Below are 15,930 nucleotides of genomic sequence, written 5' to 3' on the forward strand. Positions count from 1 at the left end.
ACTATCTTCTTCTTTTACCAAATATTCTTAAAAGATATAGGAATAAATTTATAAAGTCAAGATAAAGATTAAGAGCACCAATTATTCCAAGTTTATTCATAACTTCTTCATCACCGTTTGCCATTTGGAAAGCTATTTTTTTAATTCTGTTTACATCATATGCAATAAGAGCTGAGAAAATAACTATTCCTAAGACAGTTCCAAGCCAGTAAAGTATTGGAGCTTTAAGGAAGAAATTAATCACTGACATTATGATTATACTTATAAGCCCAGTCATTAAATATTTACCATAACTGCTGAGATCTTCTTTAGTAGTATATCCATAAGCAGCAATAACTATAAACATTATCAAAGCTACCCCTAAAGTATAAAATATACTTACAGGATGGAATACAAATCCTAAACTGCTGAAAAGAATTCCATTCATTAGTGAATAAAGAAAGAACATCATTCTCGCAGTTCCAGAAGACATTTTATTGATTCCTAAACTCAATCCAAATACAAGAGCTATTTCTGCAAACATTATTATTTTAAAATAAGGCATTATAGAATACAGCAGTCTTGCATTAAAACCAAATAGATATATTGGAACTATTGTTGTAATAAGCACTCCAACTACCATGTTTAAAAAAACTTTTCTAAGAAATCTATTAGTTGTCTCCACATTGACATAGACCCCTTGTTCGTTACGCATCTCATTTAAATCATATTCGTTCATTATTGTGTTACCTCCTGATTTATATTTAAAATTTTAAAAAGCTCTTTTTAAAATCTCAAGTACATCAGCTTTATGAAGCTTTTTCATTGTTCCAAGAGGCCCGAAAGCAACAGCTGCATCAGCCATTTTTTCAAGATTTTCTTCTTTTATTCCTACCTCTTGTAAAGTACTTGGGATATTTAGAGATTTAAAAAATTCTCTAGTCTTATTTATTGCTTCTTTTGCAATAGCCATAGGGTCATCTCCAGAAATGTCCCACACATATTTTCCATATTCTTCAAATCTATGAACATTTTCATCTGATAATACATATTCCATCCATACAGGAGTAAGAATAGCAAGCCCAACACCATGAGTTATATCATGATAAGCACTCAGTTCATGTTCCATTCCATGAGTAGCCCAGTCTGTTGATATTTTACCATAAGTTAGGAGTCCGTTCAAGGCTAAAGAACTTCCCCACATAAGATTTGCTCTGGCTTCATAATTTTCAGGCTCATTATATGCAATAGGTCCAAAATGTATTATAGTTTTTAAAAGTCCTTCCATCAAACGATTTTGTAAAAAACCATCATGGTCAGGTGAAAAGTACTGTTCAAATATATGACTCATTATATCAGCTGTTCCTGCAGCTGTCTGATATTTATTTACACTATAAGTATATATTGGATCAAGTATTGAAAATACAGGTCTGAGAAGATCGCTTCCTATTGATAATTTTCTATTTTCATTCATATTTGAGATTACACTGTTTCCATTCATTTCACTTCCAGTAGCTGCTAATGTAAGCACAGAAGCAACTGGAAGAGCTGAAGTTAACTGCTTTATTTTATTTTTAACATAAAGGTCTTCCCACACATCACCATTGTATCTGCTTTGTGCTGCTATTGCTTTTGCACAATCTATTGTACTTCCCCCACCAATAGCCAATACAAGTTCTATTCCTTCTCTTTTGCATATTTCAGCTCCATAATATACACACTCAATTCTAGGATTAGGATCTACATTTGGCAGCTCAAAAATAGTGATTTCTTCTCTTTTTAATACTTCTATAACTTTATCATAAAGTCCATTTTTCTTTATACTTCCTTTACCATAAACTAAAAGCACTTTACTTCCAATTTTTTTTACTTCATTTCCAAGCTCATCTACTTTTCCAGTACCAAAAAGTATTTTTGTACTTACATTATAGTTAAAATTCTTCATAGTATATTCCTCCTTTGAAATTAAACAATAATTTTACTGAAACTAAGATCTACAATCTTTAAGCCATCCACTGCTGCACTGACTATCCCACCTGCATATCCAGCTCCTTCCCCCACAGGATACAATCCATTTATATTGATAGACTGTCCTTTTATATCTCTTGTTATTTTAACAGGAGCAGAGGTTCTAGTTTCAGGAGCTATAAGATTTACATTTCTGGATATAAAATAATTATTTTTTCCCCACTGTTGAAAGGCAGCTTTCATATTATCATTTATAAATTTAGGAAATAGATTATTTAAATCAGATGAATTCATTTTCATTTCATAACTGCTCTCTATAGTATAAGAAGTTGCTTTATCATCCATAAAATCTATAACATTCTGATAAGCAGCGCCATAATTATTTGCTATTTCATAAGTTTTTCTTTCTAAATTTTCTTGAAACTTCATACCAGAAAAAAGTTCATCTCCAAATTCATTTTCTTTTATCCCAACTACAATAGCAGAATTTGAAAATTTTCCATCTCTTTTAGAATAACTCATTCCATTTACTAAAGTTTTTCCTACTTCTGATGCAGCATTAACTATAACCCCTCCAGGACACATACAAAATGAAAATACTCCTCTGTCCTCTTTTTTATTGTTATATGTAACACTATATGTAGCTGCACCTAATAAAGGATGGTCAGCATATTTTCCATACTGCATTTTATCTATGTCACTTCTTAAATGCTCTATTCTTGCTCCTACTGCAAAAGGTTTATTTTCTAAATGAACTCCTTTTTTATGAAGCATTCTATAAGTATCCCTTGATGAATGTCCTATTGCTAATATTACAGAATCTATGTTGATAATCTCTTTTATCCCATCTTTATTTAAAATTTCAATTCCTGTAATAGAATTATTTTTTATAAGAAGATTTTCCATTTTAGTATTGAAGTAAAATTTTCCACCCATACTTTTTATTTTCTCACGAATATTTTTCACTACAACTTTTAATACATCTGTTCCAATATGTGGTTTGTAATCCCACAGTATTTCTTCCTGAGCTCCACAATCAACAAGCTCTTTAAATACTTTATCTATATATTCACTCTTTATTCTTGTATTAAGTTTTCCATCAGAATATGTTCCAGCTCCCCCTTCACCAAATTGTACATTTGATTCTGGGTTAAGAATAGAATCTGATATAAATCTATTGTTGGTTATATCTCTTTTATCTACCTCTTCTCCTCTTTCAAAAACAAGAGGAATATATCCATATTCAACAAGCCTCAGTGCAGAAAATAACCCTGCTGGCCCTGCTCCTATTACAGCAACTTCTTTATTTTTAAATAAAGGCTCTCTTACTGTTTTTTCCTTTTCTTTTACTGGAAAAACATTAGATAATGATGATATGTCTACCTCTTTTTTTAATAAAACCTCTATATTGTAAATAAATTTTATGTCATTTTTTTGACGACTGTCAATGGATCTTTTATTCCACCTCAATATTTCTATATTATCTTTTTTTATTCCTCTTTTTTCAAGTTCTTTTAATATTTCTTTATCTTGATTTTTATCCAATGAAATTATTATATTGTTAATATTTATTTTCATTTTCCACCTCTAAATAAATTATACCATATATAATAATCAAATAACAATAAAAAAGCCTGTGAAATTCAACACAGGCTGGTTTTTTTATTTAATTTTGTCAGCTAAAGTTTTTCCAACTTTGAACTTAACTGCTTTTTTAGCTTCTATTCTCATTTTTTTATTTGTTTGAGGATTTCTAACTTCTCTAGCAGCTCTTTCCTTTACTTCCCATTTTCCCCATCCTACAAAAGTGATGTCATCTCCTTTTACAAGTGTATCTTCAACAGAAGCTAAGAATAGGTTTACAGCTCTTTCAGCATCTTTTTTAGTGAATCCCCCATTTTTAGCATATAATTCTACGAATTCTTTTTTAGTCATAATTTATTCCTCCTTAGGTTTTATTTACGAGCAACTCTTAAAATTGCAATTCTTACTTACTATATATATAACCTTTATTTTTCATTTTGTAAATAGAAACTTTAAAAATTTTCATATTTTAAAAAATTACTTTAAATCCTTCAGAGGCAATATTCACATCATGATCAGTTATACCTAGATATTTTTGTGTGACTGATACAGAAGAATGGTTAAGCAACCGCCTCACTAACTCTATGTTAAATTTATTATTTGTATATTGGATATGTGCATAGGTTTTTCTGAAACTGTGTGTAGAGAGTCCTTCAATTGAAGCACAGATTGAAATTTTTTTTAGTATTTTCTGTACCCATCTTACGGATATATTGAAAATATTATCATTTCTACTGAGAAAACGCTTTCTGCAGTAGGCTTCAACTATTTTTACAACTTCATAATTAATTTTTCTATTTTGTATCTTTCCCGTTTTCTGTTCCTTTATTGATAATCTTCCATCAACAAAATCACTTACTTTTAAGCTCAGTACATCTCCTATTCTAAGCCCTGTATTCAACTGAATAAGACAAATTAGATGTACTTGAGGATTAGCTCTTATCTTTATTCCATTTTTTCTTACGCCACTTTTTATAAATAAAAAAACTGTTTCTAGTTCATCGAATTTTAAGGCCCTCGTCTTCATTTTTAGTTTCATCTCCTAAGCTTGTAATATATGTGTAGTATAGATATACATAAAATATACCATATTTTTCGGAGCAGAGAAATATTTTTATTTTTAGTATAGCATTATTAGTGTTATTGTTATAAAATATATACATAATTTATTTTGGGAGGTTTTTAGAATGATTATAATAAAAAATGGTACTTTACTTGATGTTGAAAAATCTAAAAGTGAAAAAATGGATATTTCAATAGAAAATGGTAAAATTATTGCAATTAAAAAAAGTATTAAACCTAAGAAAGATGATGAAATTATTGATGCTACAGATAAAATAGTAGCTCCAGGATTTATTGATGCTCACTGCCATTTAGGACTTATGGGTGACAGTGTTGGTTTTGAAAATGATGATGTTAATGAAAAATCTGATCCAATAACTCCTCAATTAAGAGCAATAGATGCGATTGATCCTATGGATAGAGTATTTACTGAAGCATATCAGGGAGGAATCACTTCAGTAGCTACTGGACCAGGAAGTGCCAATGTAATCGGAGGACAGTTTGCTGCTATAAAAACTTTTGGAAAAAGAATAGATAAAATGATAATAAAAGCTCCTATTGCTATGAAATGTGCTTTTGGTGAAAATCCAAAAAGATTCTATGGTACAAAAGGAAAAATGCCTACTACAAGAATGGGTACTGCCAGCATGCTTAGAGAAACACTTCAAAAAGCAAAAGAATATATGTTGAAATCTGAAGCAGCTGGAGATGACATTGCTAAAAAACCTCAATATGATGCAAGATTAGAGGCTTTAATTCCTGTTTTGAAAAAAGAAATTCCTTTAAAGGCTCATGCACATAAAGCAAATGATATATTTACAGCAATAAGAATAGCAAAAGAATTTGATGTAAAAATGACTTTAGATCATTCAACTGATGCAAGATGTATAGTTGATGAATTAGCTGAAGAAAAATATCCTATGATAGTAGGACCAAGCTTAGGTCATAGAACAAAAGTTGAACTTATAAATAAATCTTTTAAAACAGCTGCTGTTCTTAATAAAGCTGGAATAAAAATATCTATAACAACTGACAGCCCTGTTATTCCTCTTCAGCATCTTCCAATCTGTGCTGCCCTTGCAGTAAAAGATGGACTTGATAAATGGGAAGCTCTTAAAGCTATCTCTATAAACCCTGCTGAAATATTAGGATTAGAAGACAGAGTGGGATCTATCAAAGTTGGTAAAGATGCAGATATAGTTATCTGGTCAGCTGATCCTCTTCAAATAGATGCAAAAGTTGAATATACTATAATAGATGGAAAAGTAGTTTTTAGTGGTGAGGAGGAAGAATAGTGAAAGAACTTCTTAAAAAATTCAGAAGAGAACTTCATCAAATACCTGAGGTAGCTTTTGAAGAACACAAAACAGCAGAGTACATAAGAGAGAAGCTCAAAGAATATGGAATACCATATGAAGAAATAGTTAATGAACATTATACTACAGGAACTATGGTACACTTCAAAGGAGAAGAGGGATGTATTGCTTTTAGAAGTGATATAGATGCTCTCCCTATAAAAGAGGACACTGGATGTGATTTTGCTTCTACAAATGGGCGTGCACATGGATGTGGGCATGATGGACATGCTGCTGCTCTTTTGACATTTGCAGTGTGGCTGAAAGAACAGCAGGATAAAGGAGTAAAATTTAATAAATCTATTGTCCTTATATTCCAGCCAGGAGAAGAGGGAAAAGGTGGAGCAAGATATCTTTCTGTCCATGAAAAATTTCTCAATAAAAATATAGAAGCTATATTCGGAATGCATTTATTCCCATTGCTTCCTGAAGGAACAGTATCTACAAAGATAGGACCTCTTATGGCACAGACTATAAATCTTGATATAGATATTTATGGTAAAGGTGGGCATGGGGCAGAGCCTCAAAACTGTATTGATACTATTCTTATAACTTCTAAGCTTATAGAAGCATATCAAAGTGTTGTATCAAGAAATATAACTCCTATTGAACCTATGGTTCTTACTATTGGTTCTATACATGGAGGAAGTGCAAGAAATATAATTCCAGAAAAAGTTTCACTTCTTGGAACTATTAGAATATTTTCTAAATCAATGATGGCGTTTATCAAAGAAAGACTGGAAAATATCAATAAGGGATTTGAGCTTTCCTATGGTGTCAAAATAGATTTTAATTTCACACCAGTATATTCTCCTGTTATCAATGATGAAAAGCTTTATCATGTATTCAGAGAGGCTGTGAAGGATAGTAATTTTATTGAAGCAAAACCAGAAATGATTGCTGAGGATTTTTCCTTCTATCTTGACAAAGTTCCAGGATTATTTTTCTTCCTTGGGGTAAGAAATGAAGAGAAAGGATTTATTTATCCACTGCATAACCCAAAATTTAATTTTGATGAAGCAGCTTTGTTAAAAGGTGTGGAAACTTTCCAAAATATAGCTTATGCTATGAAGGCATTATAAGATATTTAAAAAGAGAGAAATATAATTTTAGAATTTTTTCACCAGAAAGGTTTGTTATCAATGCAAACCTTTCTGTTTTTCTAAAATCTATTTTGCTTTATTCTATCCTTTTTTATAGAAGCTGTCTTCAATATTATTAAGTATTGGCATTCCAAGTTTATTATTTTTCTTTAAGTGTAAATATGTTTCTCTTAATCCTTCTTCCAGTGAATACTTATTTTTAAATCCTGTTTTCTCTATTTTCGATATATCTCCTATTAGATTTTTATTTCTAAATGGGAACCAATCTCTTGCTTTTAAATTTTCTTTTTCTAGATTAATATATTGTATCATTGGTTTCTTATTACAAATATTGCCGCACAGTTCAACATAGTCTTTTATAGTGATTCTCTCATTACCTGAAATATTAAATATCTGATTGAAGAAATCAGAATTACCTAAGGAAAAATTCACAGCTTCACATAAGTCATCTACATATCCAAACTGAATTATCTCTTCTCCTCTATCTGGAACAAAAATAGGTATATTATTTTCAATTCTTGCAAGCATATAACTTTCCCTGTCTAAATTATTTTCTGGACCATAAATATAGAATGGCCTGAATATAGTATATTTAAAATTCAGCTTCTCTGCATTTTCAATAGTAATTTTTTCACTTAAATATTTATCTTCAGCATATTTTCCCCATACTTCATTTGCTCCAATGCTCTCTGTTTCCTTTACTGGAATATTTTTCATATTATTATATACAGAAGCACTGCTTATTAAGATATACTGACCATATTTTCCTTCCATTACTCCCTGAATAAGAGATGTCTGCTCTTTAGTATATGCTGATATATCTATAATATAATCTACAGTGATATCTTTTAAAGTTTTATATAAATCTTCTTTTATATTTCTATCACACTTTAAAAATTCAGCTCCATCAGGGTTTATTCTATTCCCTCTATTGAGGATGTATACTGTATATCCTTTATTCAGAAGAAATTCACATAATTTTTTTCCTAAAAATTGATTTCCACCCATTAATAGAATTTTTTTCATATTTCCTCCATTCAAGATTTCTTATTATATTTTAAATGATAATTCATATAGAGATAGATTGCAAAGTTTTTTATGTATATCTTTTTACCATTTTTCTTATTTATATTTTTCATTTCCTAGAGTGTACTTCATATAAAAGCTGATTTCATATATAAATTCTGCTTTTAATATATTTTTTATAAAATTAAAAGTGCTATATTTTAATCTTATTTTTATAAGCATTTGTAAAAGAGGAACAACTTTTTATAAAAATTTTTTTTAAATCTCTGATTTTTTTAGCTTTGTGGAAAGTCCTATGCGAACAGTTTAAAAATTTTTATTGTTATCTACTAATTTCTTTTAGTTATTGATATAATCTACCTATCAAAAACAAGGGGGAGTAAAATATGAAAAAAATTCTTATCAGTATCATTCTTCTTCTATCTTGCCTTACAGCATATGGAAAGGATAAAGTAGAGGAAATAATGAAAAAAGGTGTCATCAGAGTTGGAACAACAGGGGATTATAAACCTTTTACTTATCTCAATGGAGATAAATATGAGGGGTATGACATTGAGATAGCTAATCTTATAGCTAAGGAATTAGGTGTAAAAATTGAATTTGTTCCTACAACTTGGAAAACTCTTATATCAGATTTAAATGAAGATAAATATGATATAGCTATGGGAGGAATAACAAGGACAGTAAAAAGACAAGTAGAAGCCCAAATGAGCAATCCATATTTAGTATTTGGTAAATGCTATCTTGTAAGAAAAGGAGAAAAGGGAAAATACAATTCTATTGAAGCTGTTAATAAGCCAAGTGTAAAAGTAGGAGTAAATATTGGAGGAACTAATGAGATATTTGCTGATGAACATCTTTCTAATGCTACAATAATTCGTTATAAAAATAATCTAGATGTACCAGTTGCTGTAGAAAAGGGAGAAGTAGATATTATGGTAACCGAAAATCCTGAAGCTATTACTTATGAAAAGATCAATCCTAAATTAGAAGGATCGTTAACAGATGCTACTCTTACAAAAAGTCAAATGGGGTATATGGTAGCTAAAGATCAGCAGCATCTTTTAAATACTATAAATTTTATTTTAGCAGAATTAGAAATAAGAGGAACTGTAACAGAACTTAAAAACCAGTATCTAGAATAGCATTTTAAGAGAGAACTTGAATAAAAAAGTTCTCTTTTTTTTACTATAAAGTAAATATTTTCCGTCTTATTTTTTACTCTTTAATTCTAAAAATAAACGGTTTTCTTTAAATATATAGGAATAATATGGTATAATACCTAAAAGAATGCTTAAAAAAGAGGAGAGTGATTGAAAATGTTCAAAAGACTTCTTATTATAGCATTGTTGATATCTCAAACAGCTTGTGGGAAAGTAGCTAGTTGGTATGGCAGGGGATTTGAAGGGAGGAATACTGCAAGTGGTTATCTATTTGATTCCAGGCAGTATACTTGTGCATCTAATGCACATGATTTTGGAACTGTATTAAAGGTAACTAATAAGGCAAATAATAAATCTGTTGTAGTTGTAGTGACTGATAGAGGTTCTTTCAATAAAAAATATGGACGGGAAATCGACCTAAGTAAAGCAGCTTTTGCAAAAATAGCTAATACTAATGAGGGACTTATTAAAGTAAAAATAAAAGTACTGAATGAAAAAAATACCTTTAAATACAAACATGGAAGTCCTATTTTCAATGCCAGAGAGTATCAAAAATATGTTAAAAATAAGTAATATTAATTAAAACCAGAAGGTAAATGAACTGTATCCCCTAAAATGGAGTCAATTCAAAAAACTTTCTGGTTTTTATTTTAGAGAAAAAGTTGTGGTTAGTATTTAGAATGAATTGTTTTATTTAACTTATTATCGGACTAAAAATTAATATTTTAAATATCTAGCTTATATTCTACAGACACAGTTACTCTACTGTCATCATCTCTTTGACTGTCAGAGGTACTCCCTCCTTCACTTACCTGATACATTAAATCAAGAGTAAGTCCATTATTATATTCTATCCCTCCACCCATTCCATAATAAGATCCATTTTGAGAATTAACTGCATCGTTTATAGATTTATATCTTGAATTACTTTTTCCACCTATATTATTTACAGCATATCCTAGATTAAGTTTTAAATAAGGCTGCCAGTCATTTACTTGTGGAAGTTTATATCTTCCAGTCACATACAATGGAATAGAATCCATATCCATTTCTTCATCTCTTTCTTTTACAAAGAACTTTCCACTTTGTTCCTGGTCAAACATAGCAGCTCTATCTTTTTTTAAGCTGTAACTATCCTGATAAGACATTCCTACTCCTAATTCTATATCAGGTATAATCTTATTACTTCTTAATTCTTTAGCTACTTCATGCCCTACATGAATAACTTCTGTTTTATCTTCAAAATCATGCTCTTTTAATTTTTCATTAAGTGTATCTATAAATTCATAATATTTTTTAACTACATTACTACCTGACTGCTCTGCTTCTAAGTTAGTATATTCTCCTAAATCTTTTTTTATAAGAAGATTTTCTTCTCCTATTGCCATATCAACAGTAACTTCTGGGTCAGGAGATTCTTCAGCATTTTTTATTATTTCTTTTAATTTATCTTCAGTTAGCTCTCCATTCATAACAAATATCTCTTTTTTTTCCTTTTGGATAATTTTTACTTCTGTTTTTTTTTCATTATAATCATCTATATTTTTTTCTGTAATTTTTTTCGATTCTTTTAATTCTTTATTATCCTCTGTAGTCACTTTATTTTCTGCTTTCTTTGTTTTCTTTACTGTTGTTTTTGCTTCAAGCATAGGTACTTCTTTTAATCCGCTGGCTGCAGCAGACAATGAAAAAAATAATATGAAGAATATATTTTTCATTAAGCACCACCTCTTTTACTTCTTTTAATCTTATAATATAATTTTAACAGGTATAGAGATTTTTTTCAAAGATTTTTTCTCTTATCTATATTTTTTTGAAACTATTTGATTTTAAACTATTCTATTTTTCTTAGAAATATATTATAATTAATATTGAATTTAATAAATATTTGAGGAGAGATAAATGAGTATCAATAATATTATTATCTATTTAATGATATTTTTTATGTTAGTTGGTGCTGTTGACAGACTATTAGGGAACAAATTTGGTTATGGGAAAAAATTTGAAGAGGGAATAATGGCTATTGGGACACTCTCATTAGCTATGCTGGGAATAATATCCCTTTCTCCCTTGATTGCTTCTGCTTTAAAACCTATTATTACACCACTGTATAAATTGATAGGTGCTGATCCTGCAATGTTTGCTGGAACTATTTTAGCTAATGATATGGGAGGTTATTCACTAAGTACAGAACTTGCTCTATCTCAAGAGGCTGGACTTTTTGGAGGATTATTCCTTGCTGCTACTATGGGAGCTACTCTTTCTTTTACTATTCCAGTAGCTATGGGGATAATAAATAAAGATGATGAAAAATATCTCTCTAAAGGTATTATGGCTGGACTTTCTACCATTCCTATTGGATGTTTTTTTGGAGGACTGATAGCAGGGTTTAGTTTTAAAATGCTTGTACTGAATTTAATACCTACTATTATTTTTACTTTCTTTATATGTACAGCACTTCTTAAATATCCGAAAGCTGTCTCTAAATCATTTTCTCTTTTTTCTAAAGTGATGTTTATAGCTATAACTATTGGACTCGCATTACAGATAATAGAAACTCTTACTGGAAAAATATTGGTTCAGGGAATGATTCCTGCTCTTGAAGCGGTTAAGATAATATGTAAAATAGGAATGACTCTGGCAGGTGCTTTCCCAATGGTGTATTTTATAACAAAAGTTTTTAAACAGCCTTTAGTGAAATTAGGAAAGATTTTTGGAATAAACGAGAATTCTACTGCTGGAATTATTGCTTGTCTTGCTCATAATATTCCCATGTACAATATATTAAAAGATATGGATGAAAGAGGAAAAATAATAAATATAGCTTTCTCCGTCAGTGGTGCTTTTGTTTTGGGAAGCCATCTTGGATTTACTGCTGGAGTTGATACTGCTCTTGTATTTCCTGTCATAGCTGCTAAGCTAATCGGAGGAATCTCAGCTATGTTTGTAGCAAATTTCATATATAACAAAGATTTTAAAAATTCTAAAAAATTAAATTAATCAAAAAGCCAGTCAAATTGAGCTCTCTCAATAAAGACTGGCTTTTAATTATCTCATTCTACCACCATAGATAACTTTCTTAATGGCTTTCTTTTTTACTTTGTCATTCTCTGATATTGTTTCTTCCTCTGTATTATTATTCTCTTTTAATATGTAGACTTTCATTGGTTCACTTCCTAATATATCTCCTAGTTCATTGATATTATTGTATTTTCCTATTCTTATTTCTCCAATGTATTTTCCACTTTCTGCTGCATCTTTTTCATAGTAAATCTTTTCATATCCTTCATCTTTAATTAATTTTATATTTTCCTTTGCTGGAGATAAATATCTAAAATTCCATGGAGATTTTGCCAAAAATAATGAAGTAAATCTATTAAAATGTTCTTTCATATTAAATTTTTTTAGTTTTTCTTCTGTTATTTCATATTTATCTCCACTTTTGCTTAATGTGCCTTCTGTTACCATTCTATCAGCTTTTTCTTTAAACAAAGTTTTCAAAGAATTTCTTGAAAATTCCTCTCTTATCTTTCCTTTTGTTATATTCCCCTCATCATCTATAAAAATTAAAAAGTCATTTATTCCATGTGCTGAACTAAGTTTTTTTAATGGATTGCCAGGTGTATCCTGATCAACTACAACTGATTTTCCAATGATATTTTTTATTATTGGTACAGTATCCATTGACATAAAATAATTTGTAATATTATTACCAGTGATTATTTCCAAGTTCATGTTATGAGTACCATTATATAAGTTCAGTAATTTTTCTTTGGCTTCAGAATATTTTTTCTCCTCCATATTTTTTAAATATTCTTTTATGTTTAATAGATGACCTCTTACATCACTAGTAACACCTATTCTTACAAGATTTACTTCTAAATATTGACTCATTAAAGAAGTAAACAATTTATTAAATGCATTTTTCTCTACACCTAAACCATTCCAAGTTTTTGTTATATGTCTATTTCCAGAATATACAGATGTAAATTGAGATAACGCTCCTCCTAAGCTGTGTCCTGTAATATGTATATCACATCCTGTTCCATAGTTTGCTTTAATATACTCATAAAACATAAATGCTTCTATTACCATAGAGTCAAACTTTTCAATATATATATCAAAATTAGTAAGCCAGTCATTGATTTGTGTAAATTCAGTCCCTCTAAAAGCTATCATAATATCTTTTCCTTTTTTAAAGGCACAAGCAAAGAACCCAGAATCATGTTTTGCATTATCAAATTTCAAAAAATCTTTTACTATCTGCTTTCCATCTGCAGCATATAGTAATTCCCAATTTTTAAAAAGACTTTCAAAGATTGGCTTAACTCTTTCTCCTTTCTTTAATTTTTTATCAACTAAACCATATGTCAATAAAAGTCTTTTATCTTCTCCATTATATATAAGCTCCTCATCAATTATAACAGGTTCTGGAATATTATTTATTTTTAAGGTTTTCCAATTTAGAGAATCTAAAATTAAACTTATTACTTTTTTGTCAACTTTTAAAGACATTCCTTGCCAGTCCAAATAACTTACTTGGCTAAATAAAGCATATTCTATATCTTTTAACATCTTTTCCTCCATATGTTTAAATATATTTTGTTTTTATTAGTTTTCTTTTTCTTCAACAGCTACAATCTTACCATCTTCATCAAGTTCTACTATTTCTATTTTTATATTTTTTTGCTCTTCATATTCCAATAACTTTTCTTCACTTTTAAAATATATTTTTATAGTTTTTATTTTTTCTTTATAAGGAATTTCACTATAAAAATTATTTATTAATACTATTTTTTCTTCTTCAGTTATTTTTTGATTATCTTTGATTTTCATTAATATATCTTTTATCTCTTCTTTATTTTTAAAAGGTTTGAAAACACTTTCTTCCACAAATTTATAATTATTGAAAAAACTATCATTTCTCATATAAACAAATAATGCTGTTTTAATATTCAGTTCTTTATACATAAATTCTGCTAATTCATAAACTTTTCTTTTATATTCTTCATCATCTATTTTATCTACATCATCCACAAAAACATTTACTAGAGTATTCCATGCTTCAAATTTTTCTTCATCTTCTAAATTTTCCCCTTTATATTTTTTCCAGCTCTCAAAACCTCTATCTGAAAAAGATATATTATTTTGAAAAGTTGTTTTTTCTCCAAATAGCTCTTTTATCTTTTCCTTAATTGGTTCATTCATCTCTAGCCTCTTAAATATTTTCTCATAACTATATATTTCTCCATATACATTTATATTATCACTAAAAGCTACTTCCAGTCCTCCAGGATAATTTATTGCTGCCAATCGATCACTATATATTATACCTCTATATCTTATACTAGTTAAAAGATCTATTTTGTAATCCAGTCCATAGATGAAATAGAAATTCTCATCTGGATATGCTTCTTTAAAGACTTTTAATACCTTTCTATTTTGACTTCCTGTAATAGTTCTTAAACTTGTACAGTTGTATATAAATCCTATTGTAATTAATAATATTATTAATATTTTGATTATTTTTTTCATCTTTCCTCCTCATATTATTTAATTTAAATTTTATTTTGTAAAAATTATATTTTCTTTTTTTAATTCATTTCTTTTAAACTGCAATGTAAAGTATTTAACATTATCATAATTAGGCAAACTTCTATAAAAGTTATTTATTAGAATTAATTCTTCTTCCCCTGTTATTTCTTCATTATTTTTTATTTTTTCTAATATAATAGCTACTTCTTCTTTTTTTCTAAATGGTTCAAACACACTATTGTTTACTATTTCATAATTTTTAAAATAAGATTTATCTCTAAAATAAACTTGTAGTGAAGTTTTAATATTCATTTCATTATATATAAGTTTGCTTAATTCATAGACTTTTTTTCTATATTCGTCTTCATTTTCTTCTATTTTATTTATATCATCTACAAAAACATTTACTACAGTATTCCATGCCATTAGTTTCTTTTTATCCTCTAAATTTTTCCCTCTATACTTCTTCCAATACTCATAATCATGAGATGCAGAAGATACATTATTCTGAAAAGTTGTTTTTTTTCCAAATAGTTCCCTTATTTTTTCCTTAATGGGCTCATCCATCTCTAGTTTCTTAAATATACTTTCATAACCATATATTTCTCCATATACATTTATATTATTGCTAAAAGCTACTTCCAGTCCTCCAGGATAATTTATTGCTGCCAATCTATCACTATATACTATTCCTCTATATCTTATATTAGTTGAAAGATCTATTTTATAATCCAGTCCATAGATAAAATAGAAATTCTCATCTGGGTATGTTTCTTTAAAATCTTTTAATACCTTTCTATTCTGGCTTCCTGTTATAGTTCTTAAACTTGTACAATTATATATAAATCCTATTGTAATCAATAATATTATTAATATTTTAATTATTTTCTTCATCTTTCCCCTTTTTAGCTTTTTATATTATAGAAAACTTTTTCATAGCTTTCTATCAAAAAGTTTCCCATAATATTAAAATTTTCCAAGCTTATATTTTTGAATAAATTGTATGATTTGAAAGGATTTCTTTTATATATTCTCCCTCATTGTTAGGATCAGGAACAATTCTGAATTCTTTTACTGTATCTGCAAATTCCATCTTTAAATTACTAAGATTACATATTGCTAATAATTCTCTATCAGTTATTTCCATGAACTACC

At 28.8% G+C, this 15,930-nt stretch carries 16 protein-coding genes; 5 read left to right on the forward strand and 11 right to left on the reverse strand.

The window, feature by feature from the left end; genetic code table 11:
* Position 1: 1 nt before the first annotated feature.
* From E0E45_RS06040 to E0E45_RS06060, 5 genes are all read right to left on the reverse strand, one after another.
* Positions 2-718, reverse strand: coding sequence for a Bax inhibitor-1/YccA family protein (locus tag E0E45_RS06040; protein WP_130890339.1), 717 nt, complete (start codon positions 716-718; stop codon positions 2-4).
* Between the two features lie 33 nt (positions 719-751).
* Entirely contained in the window at positions 752-1,924 is a 1,173-nt protein-coding gene (locus E0E45_RS06045) for an iron-containing alcohol dehydrogenase (protein ID WP_130890340.1), read from the reverse strand.
* A gap of 20 nt (positions 1,925-1,944) precedes the next feature.
* Positions 1,945-3,525, reverse strand: coding sequence for an NAD(P)/FAD-dependent oxidoreductase (locus tag E0E45_RS06050; RefSeq protein ID WP_130890341.1), 1,581 nt, complete (start codon positions 3,523-3,525; stop codon positions 1,945-1,947).
* Positions 3,526-3,609: 84 nt separating this feature from the next.
* Entirely contained in the window at positions 3,610-3,882 is a 273-nt protein-coding gene (locus tag E0E45_RS06055; RefSeq protein ID WP_130890342.1) for an HU family DNA-binding protein, read from the reverse strand.
* 118 nt (positions 3,883-4,000) lie between these two features.
* Entirely contained in the window at positions 4,001-4,558 is a 558-nt protein-coding gene (locus tag E0E45_RS06060; RefSeq protein ID WP_130890343.1) for a tyrosine-type recombinase/integrase, read from the reverse strand.
* Between the two features lie 160 nt (positions 4,559-4,718).
* Here E0E45_RS06060 and E0E45_RS06065 point away from each other — a divergent pair, with 160 nt between their 5' ends.
* The gene (locus E0E45_RS06065; RefSeq protein WP_130890344.1) at positions 4,719-5,888 is read left to right on the forward strand and encodes an amidohydrolase; all 1,170 of its coding nucleotides are present in this window, start codon (positions 4,719-4,721) and stop codon (positions 5,886-5,888) included.
* Entirely contained in the window at positions 5,888-7,030 is a 1,143-nt protein-coding gene (locus E0E45_RS06070) for a M20 metallopeptidase family protein (RefSeq protein ID WP_130890345.1), read from the forward strand. Before E0E45_RS06065 ends, E0E45_RS06070 begins: the two co-directional genes overlap by 1 nt.
* A gap of 102 nt (positions 7,031-7,132) precedes the next feature.
* Here the strand turns inward: E0E45_RS06070 and E0E45_RS06075 are convergent, their stop codons facing one another.
* Positions 7,133-8,077: an NAD-dependent epimerase/dehydratase family protein gene (locus E0E45_RS06075; RefSeq protein ID WP_130890346.1), complete on the reverse strand. Its 945-nt coding sequence runs from the start codon at positions 8,075-8,077 to the stop codon at positions 7,133-7,135.
* A 386-nt stretch (positions 8,078-8,463) separates the two neighbouring features.
* Between E0E45_RS06075 and E0E45_RS06080 the strand changes: the two genes are divergently transcribed.
* Together E0E45_RS06080 and E0E45_RS06085 are read left to right on the forward strand one after the other, a co-directional pair.
* Positions 8,464-9,222 (forward strand): transporter substrate-binding domain-containing protein, encoded by a 759-nt coding sequence (locus E0E45_RS06080; protein WP_130890347.1) that lies wholly within the window; start codon positions 8,464-8,466, stop codon positions 9,220-9,222.
* Between the two features lie 174 nt (positions 9,223-9,396).
* The gene (locus E0E45_RS06085; protein ID WP_130892325.1) at positions 9,397-9,813 is read left to right on the forward strand and encodes a septal ring lytic transglycosylase RlpA family protein; all 417 of its coding nucleotides are present in this window, start codon (positions 9,397-9,399) and stop codon (positions 9,811-9,813) included.
* Between the two features lie 152 nt (positions 9,814-9,965).
* On the opposite strand, the gene E0E45_RS06090 is transcribed toward E0E45_RS06085, so the two are convergent.
* A complete protein-coding gene (locus E0E45_RS06090) occupies positions 9,966-10,958 on the reverse strand; it encodes an outer membrane beta-barrel protein (protein WP_130890348.1) in 993 nt (330 codons plus the stop codon).
* A 184-nt stretch (positions 10,959-11,142) separates the two neighbouring features.
* Here E0E45_RS06090 and eutH point away from each other — a divergent pair, with 184 nt between their 5' ends.
* Positions 11,143-12,240, forward strand: coding sequence for an ethanolamine utilization protein EutH (gene eutH / locus E0E45_RS06095; RefSeq protein WP_130890349.1), 1,098 nt, complete (start codon positions 11,143-11,145; stop codon positions 12,238-12,240).
* Positions 12,241-12,288: 48 nt separating this feature from the next.
* On the opposite strand, the gene E0E45_RS06100 is transcribed toward eutH, so the two are convergent.
* The 4 genes from E0E45_RS06100 to E0E45_RS17655 form a co-directional block, all read right to left on the reverse strand.
* A complete protein-coding gene (locus E0E45_RS06100; protein ID WP_172604161.1) occupies positions 12,289-13,815 on the reverse strand; it encodes an Mbeg1-like protein in 1,527 nt (508 codons plus the stop codon).
* A gap of 36 nt (positions 13,816-13,851) precedes the next feature.
* Positions 13,852-14,775 (reverse strand): hypothetical protein, encoded by a 924-nt coding sequence (locus E0E45_RS06105; protein ID WP_130890351.1) that lies wholly within the window; start codon positions 14,773-14,775, stop codon positions 13,852-13,854.
* A 30-nt stretch (positions 14,776-14,805) separates the two neighbouring features.
* On the reverse strand, positions 14,806-15,669 hold the full coding sequence (locus E0E45_RS06110; protein ID WP_130890352.1) for a hypothetical protein: 864 nt from the start codon (positions 15,667-15,669) through the stop codon (positions 14,806-14,808).
* Between the two features lie 88 nt (positions 15,670-15,757).
* Entirely contained in the window at positions 15,758-15,922 is a 165-nt protein-coding gene (locus tag E0E45_RS17655) for a hypothetical protein (protein WP_172604162.1), read from the reverse strand.
* Positions 15,923-15,930: the final 8 nt, after the last annotated feature.

This window comes from Fusobacterium ulcerans ATCC 49185 (genome assembly GCF_900683735.1).
GTDB lineage: Bacteria > Fusobacteriota > Fusobacteriia > Fusobacteriales > Fusobacteriaceae > Fusobacterium_A > Fusobacterium_A ulcerans_A.

Excerpts from the sequence above, each read along its gene's own strand:
- E0E45_RS06065 (WP_130890344.1), top strand. The coding sequence starts at position 4,719 with ATGATTATAATAAAAAATGGTACTTTACTTGATGTTGAAAAATCTAAA.
- E0E45_RS06055 (WP_130890342.1), bottom strand. The coding sequence starts at position 3,882 with ATGACTAAAAAAGAATTCGTAGAATTATATGCTAAAAATGGGGGATTC.
- E0E45_RS06105 (WP_130890351.1), bottom strand. The coding sequence starts at position 14,775 with ATGAAAAAAATAATCAAAATATTAATAATATTATTAATTACAATAGGA.
- E0E45_RS06075 (WP_130890346.1), bottom strand. The coding sequence starts at position 8,077 with ATGAAAAAAATTCTATTAATGGGTGGAAATCAATTTTTAGGAAAAAAA.
- E0E45_RS06050 (WP_130890341.1), bottom strand. The coding sequence starts at position 3,525 with ATGAAAATAAATATTAACAATATAATAATTTCATTGGATAAAAATCAA.
- E0E45_RS06045 (WP_130890340.1), bottom strand. The coding sequence starts at position 1,924 with ATGAAGAATTTTAACTATAATGTAAGTACAAAAATACTTTTTGGTACT.
- E0E45_RS06085 (WP_130892325.1), top strand. The coding sequence starts at position 9,397 with ATGTTCAAAAGACTTCTTATTATAGCATTGTTGATATCTCAAACAGCT.
- E0E45_RS17655 (WP_172604162.1), bottom strand. The coding sequence starts at position 15,922 with ATGGAAATAACTGATAGAGAATTATTAGCAATATGTAATCTTAGTAAT.
- E0E45_RS06060 (WP_130890343.1), bottom strand. The coding sequence starts at position 4,558 with ATGAAGACGAGGGCCTTAAAATTCGATGAACTAGAAACAGTTTTTTTA.
- E0E45_RS06090 (WP_130890348.1), bottom strand. The coding sequence starts at position 10,958 with ATGAAAAATATATTCTTCATATTATTTTTTTCATTGTCTGCTGCAGCC.
- E0E45_RS06080 (WP_130890347.1), top strand. The coding sequence starts at position 8,464 with ATGAAAAAAATTCTTATCAGTATCATTCTTCTTCTATCTTGCCTTACA.
- E0E45_RS06110 (WP_130890352.1), bottom strand. The coding sequence starts at position 15,669 with ATGAAGAAAATAATTAAAATATTAATAATATTATTGATTACAATAGGA.
- eutH (WP_130890349.1), top strand. The coding sequence starts at position 11,143 with ATGAGTATCAATAATATTATTATCTATTTAATGATATTTTTTATGTTA.
- E0E45_RS06040 (WP_130890339.1), bottom strand. The coding sequence starts at position 718 with ATGAACGAATATGATTTAAATGAGATGCGTAACGAACAAGGGGTCTAT.
- E0E45_RS06100 (WP_172604161.1), bottom strand. The coding sequence starts at position 13,815 with ATGTTAAAAGATATAGAATATGCTTTATTTAGCCAAGTAAGTTATTTG.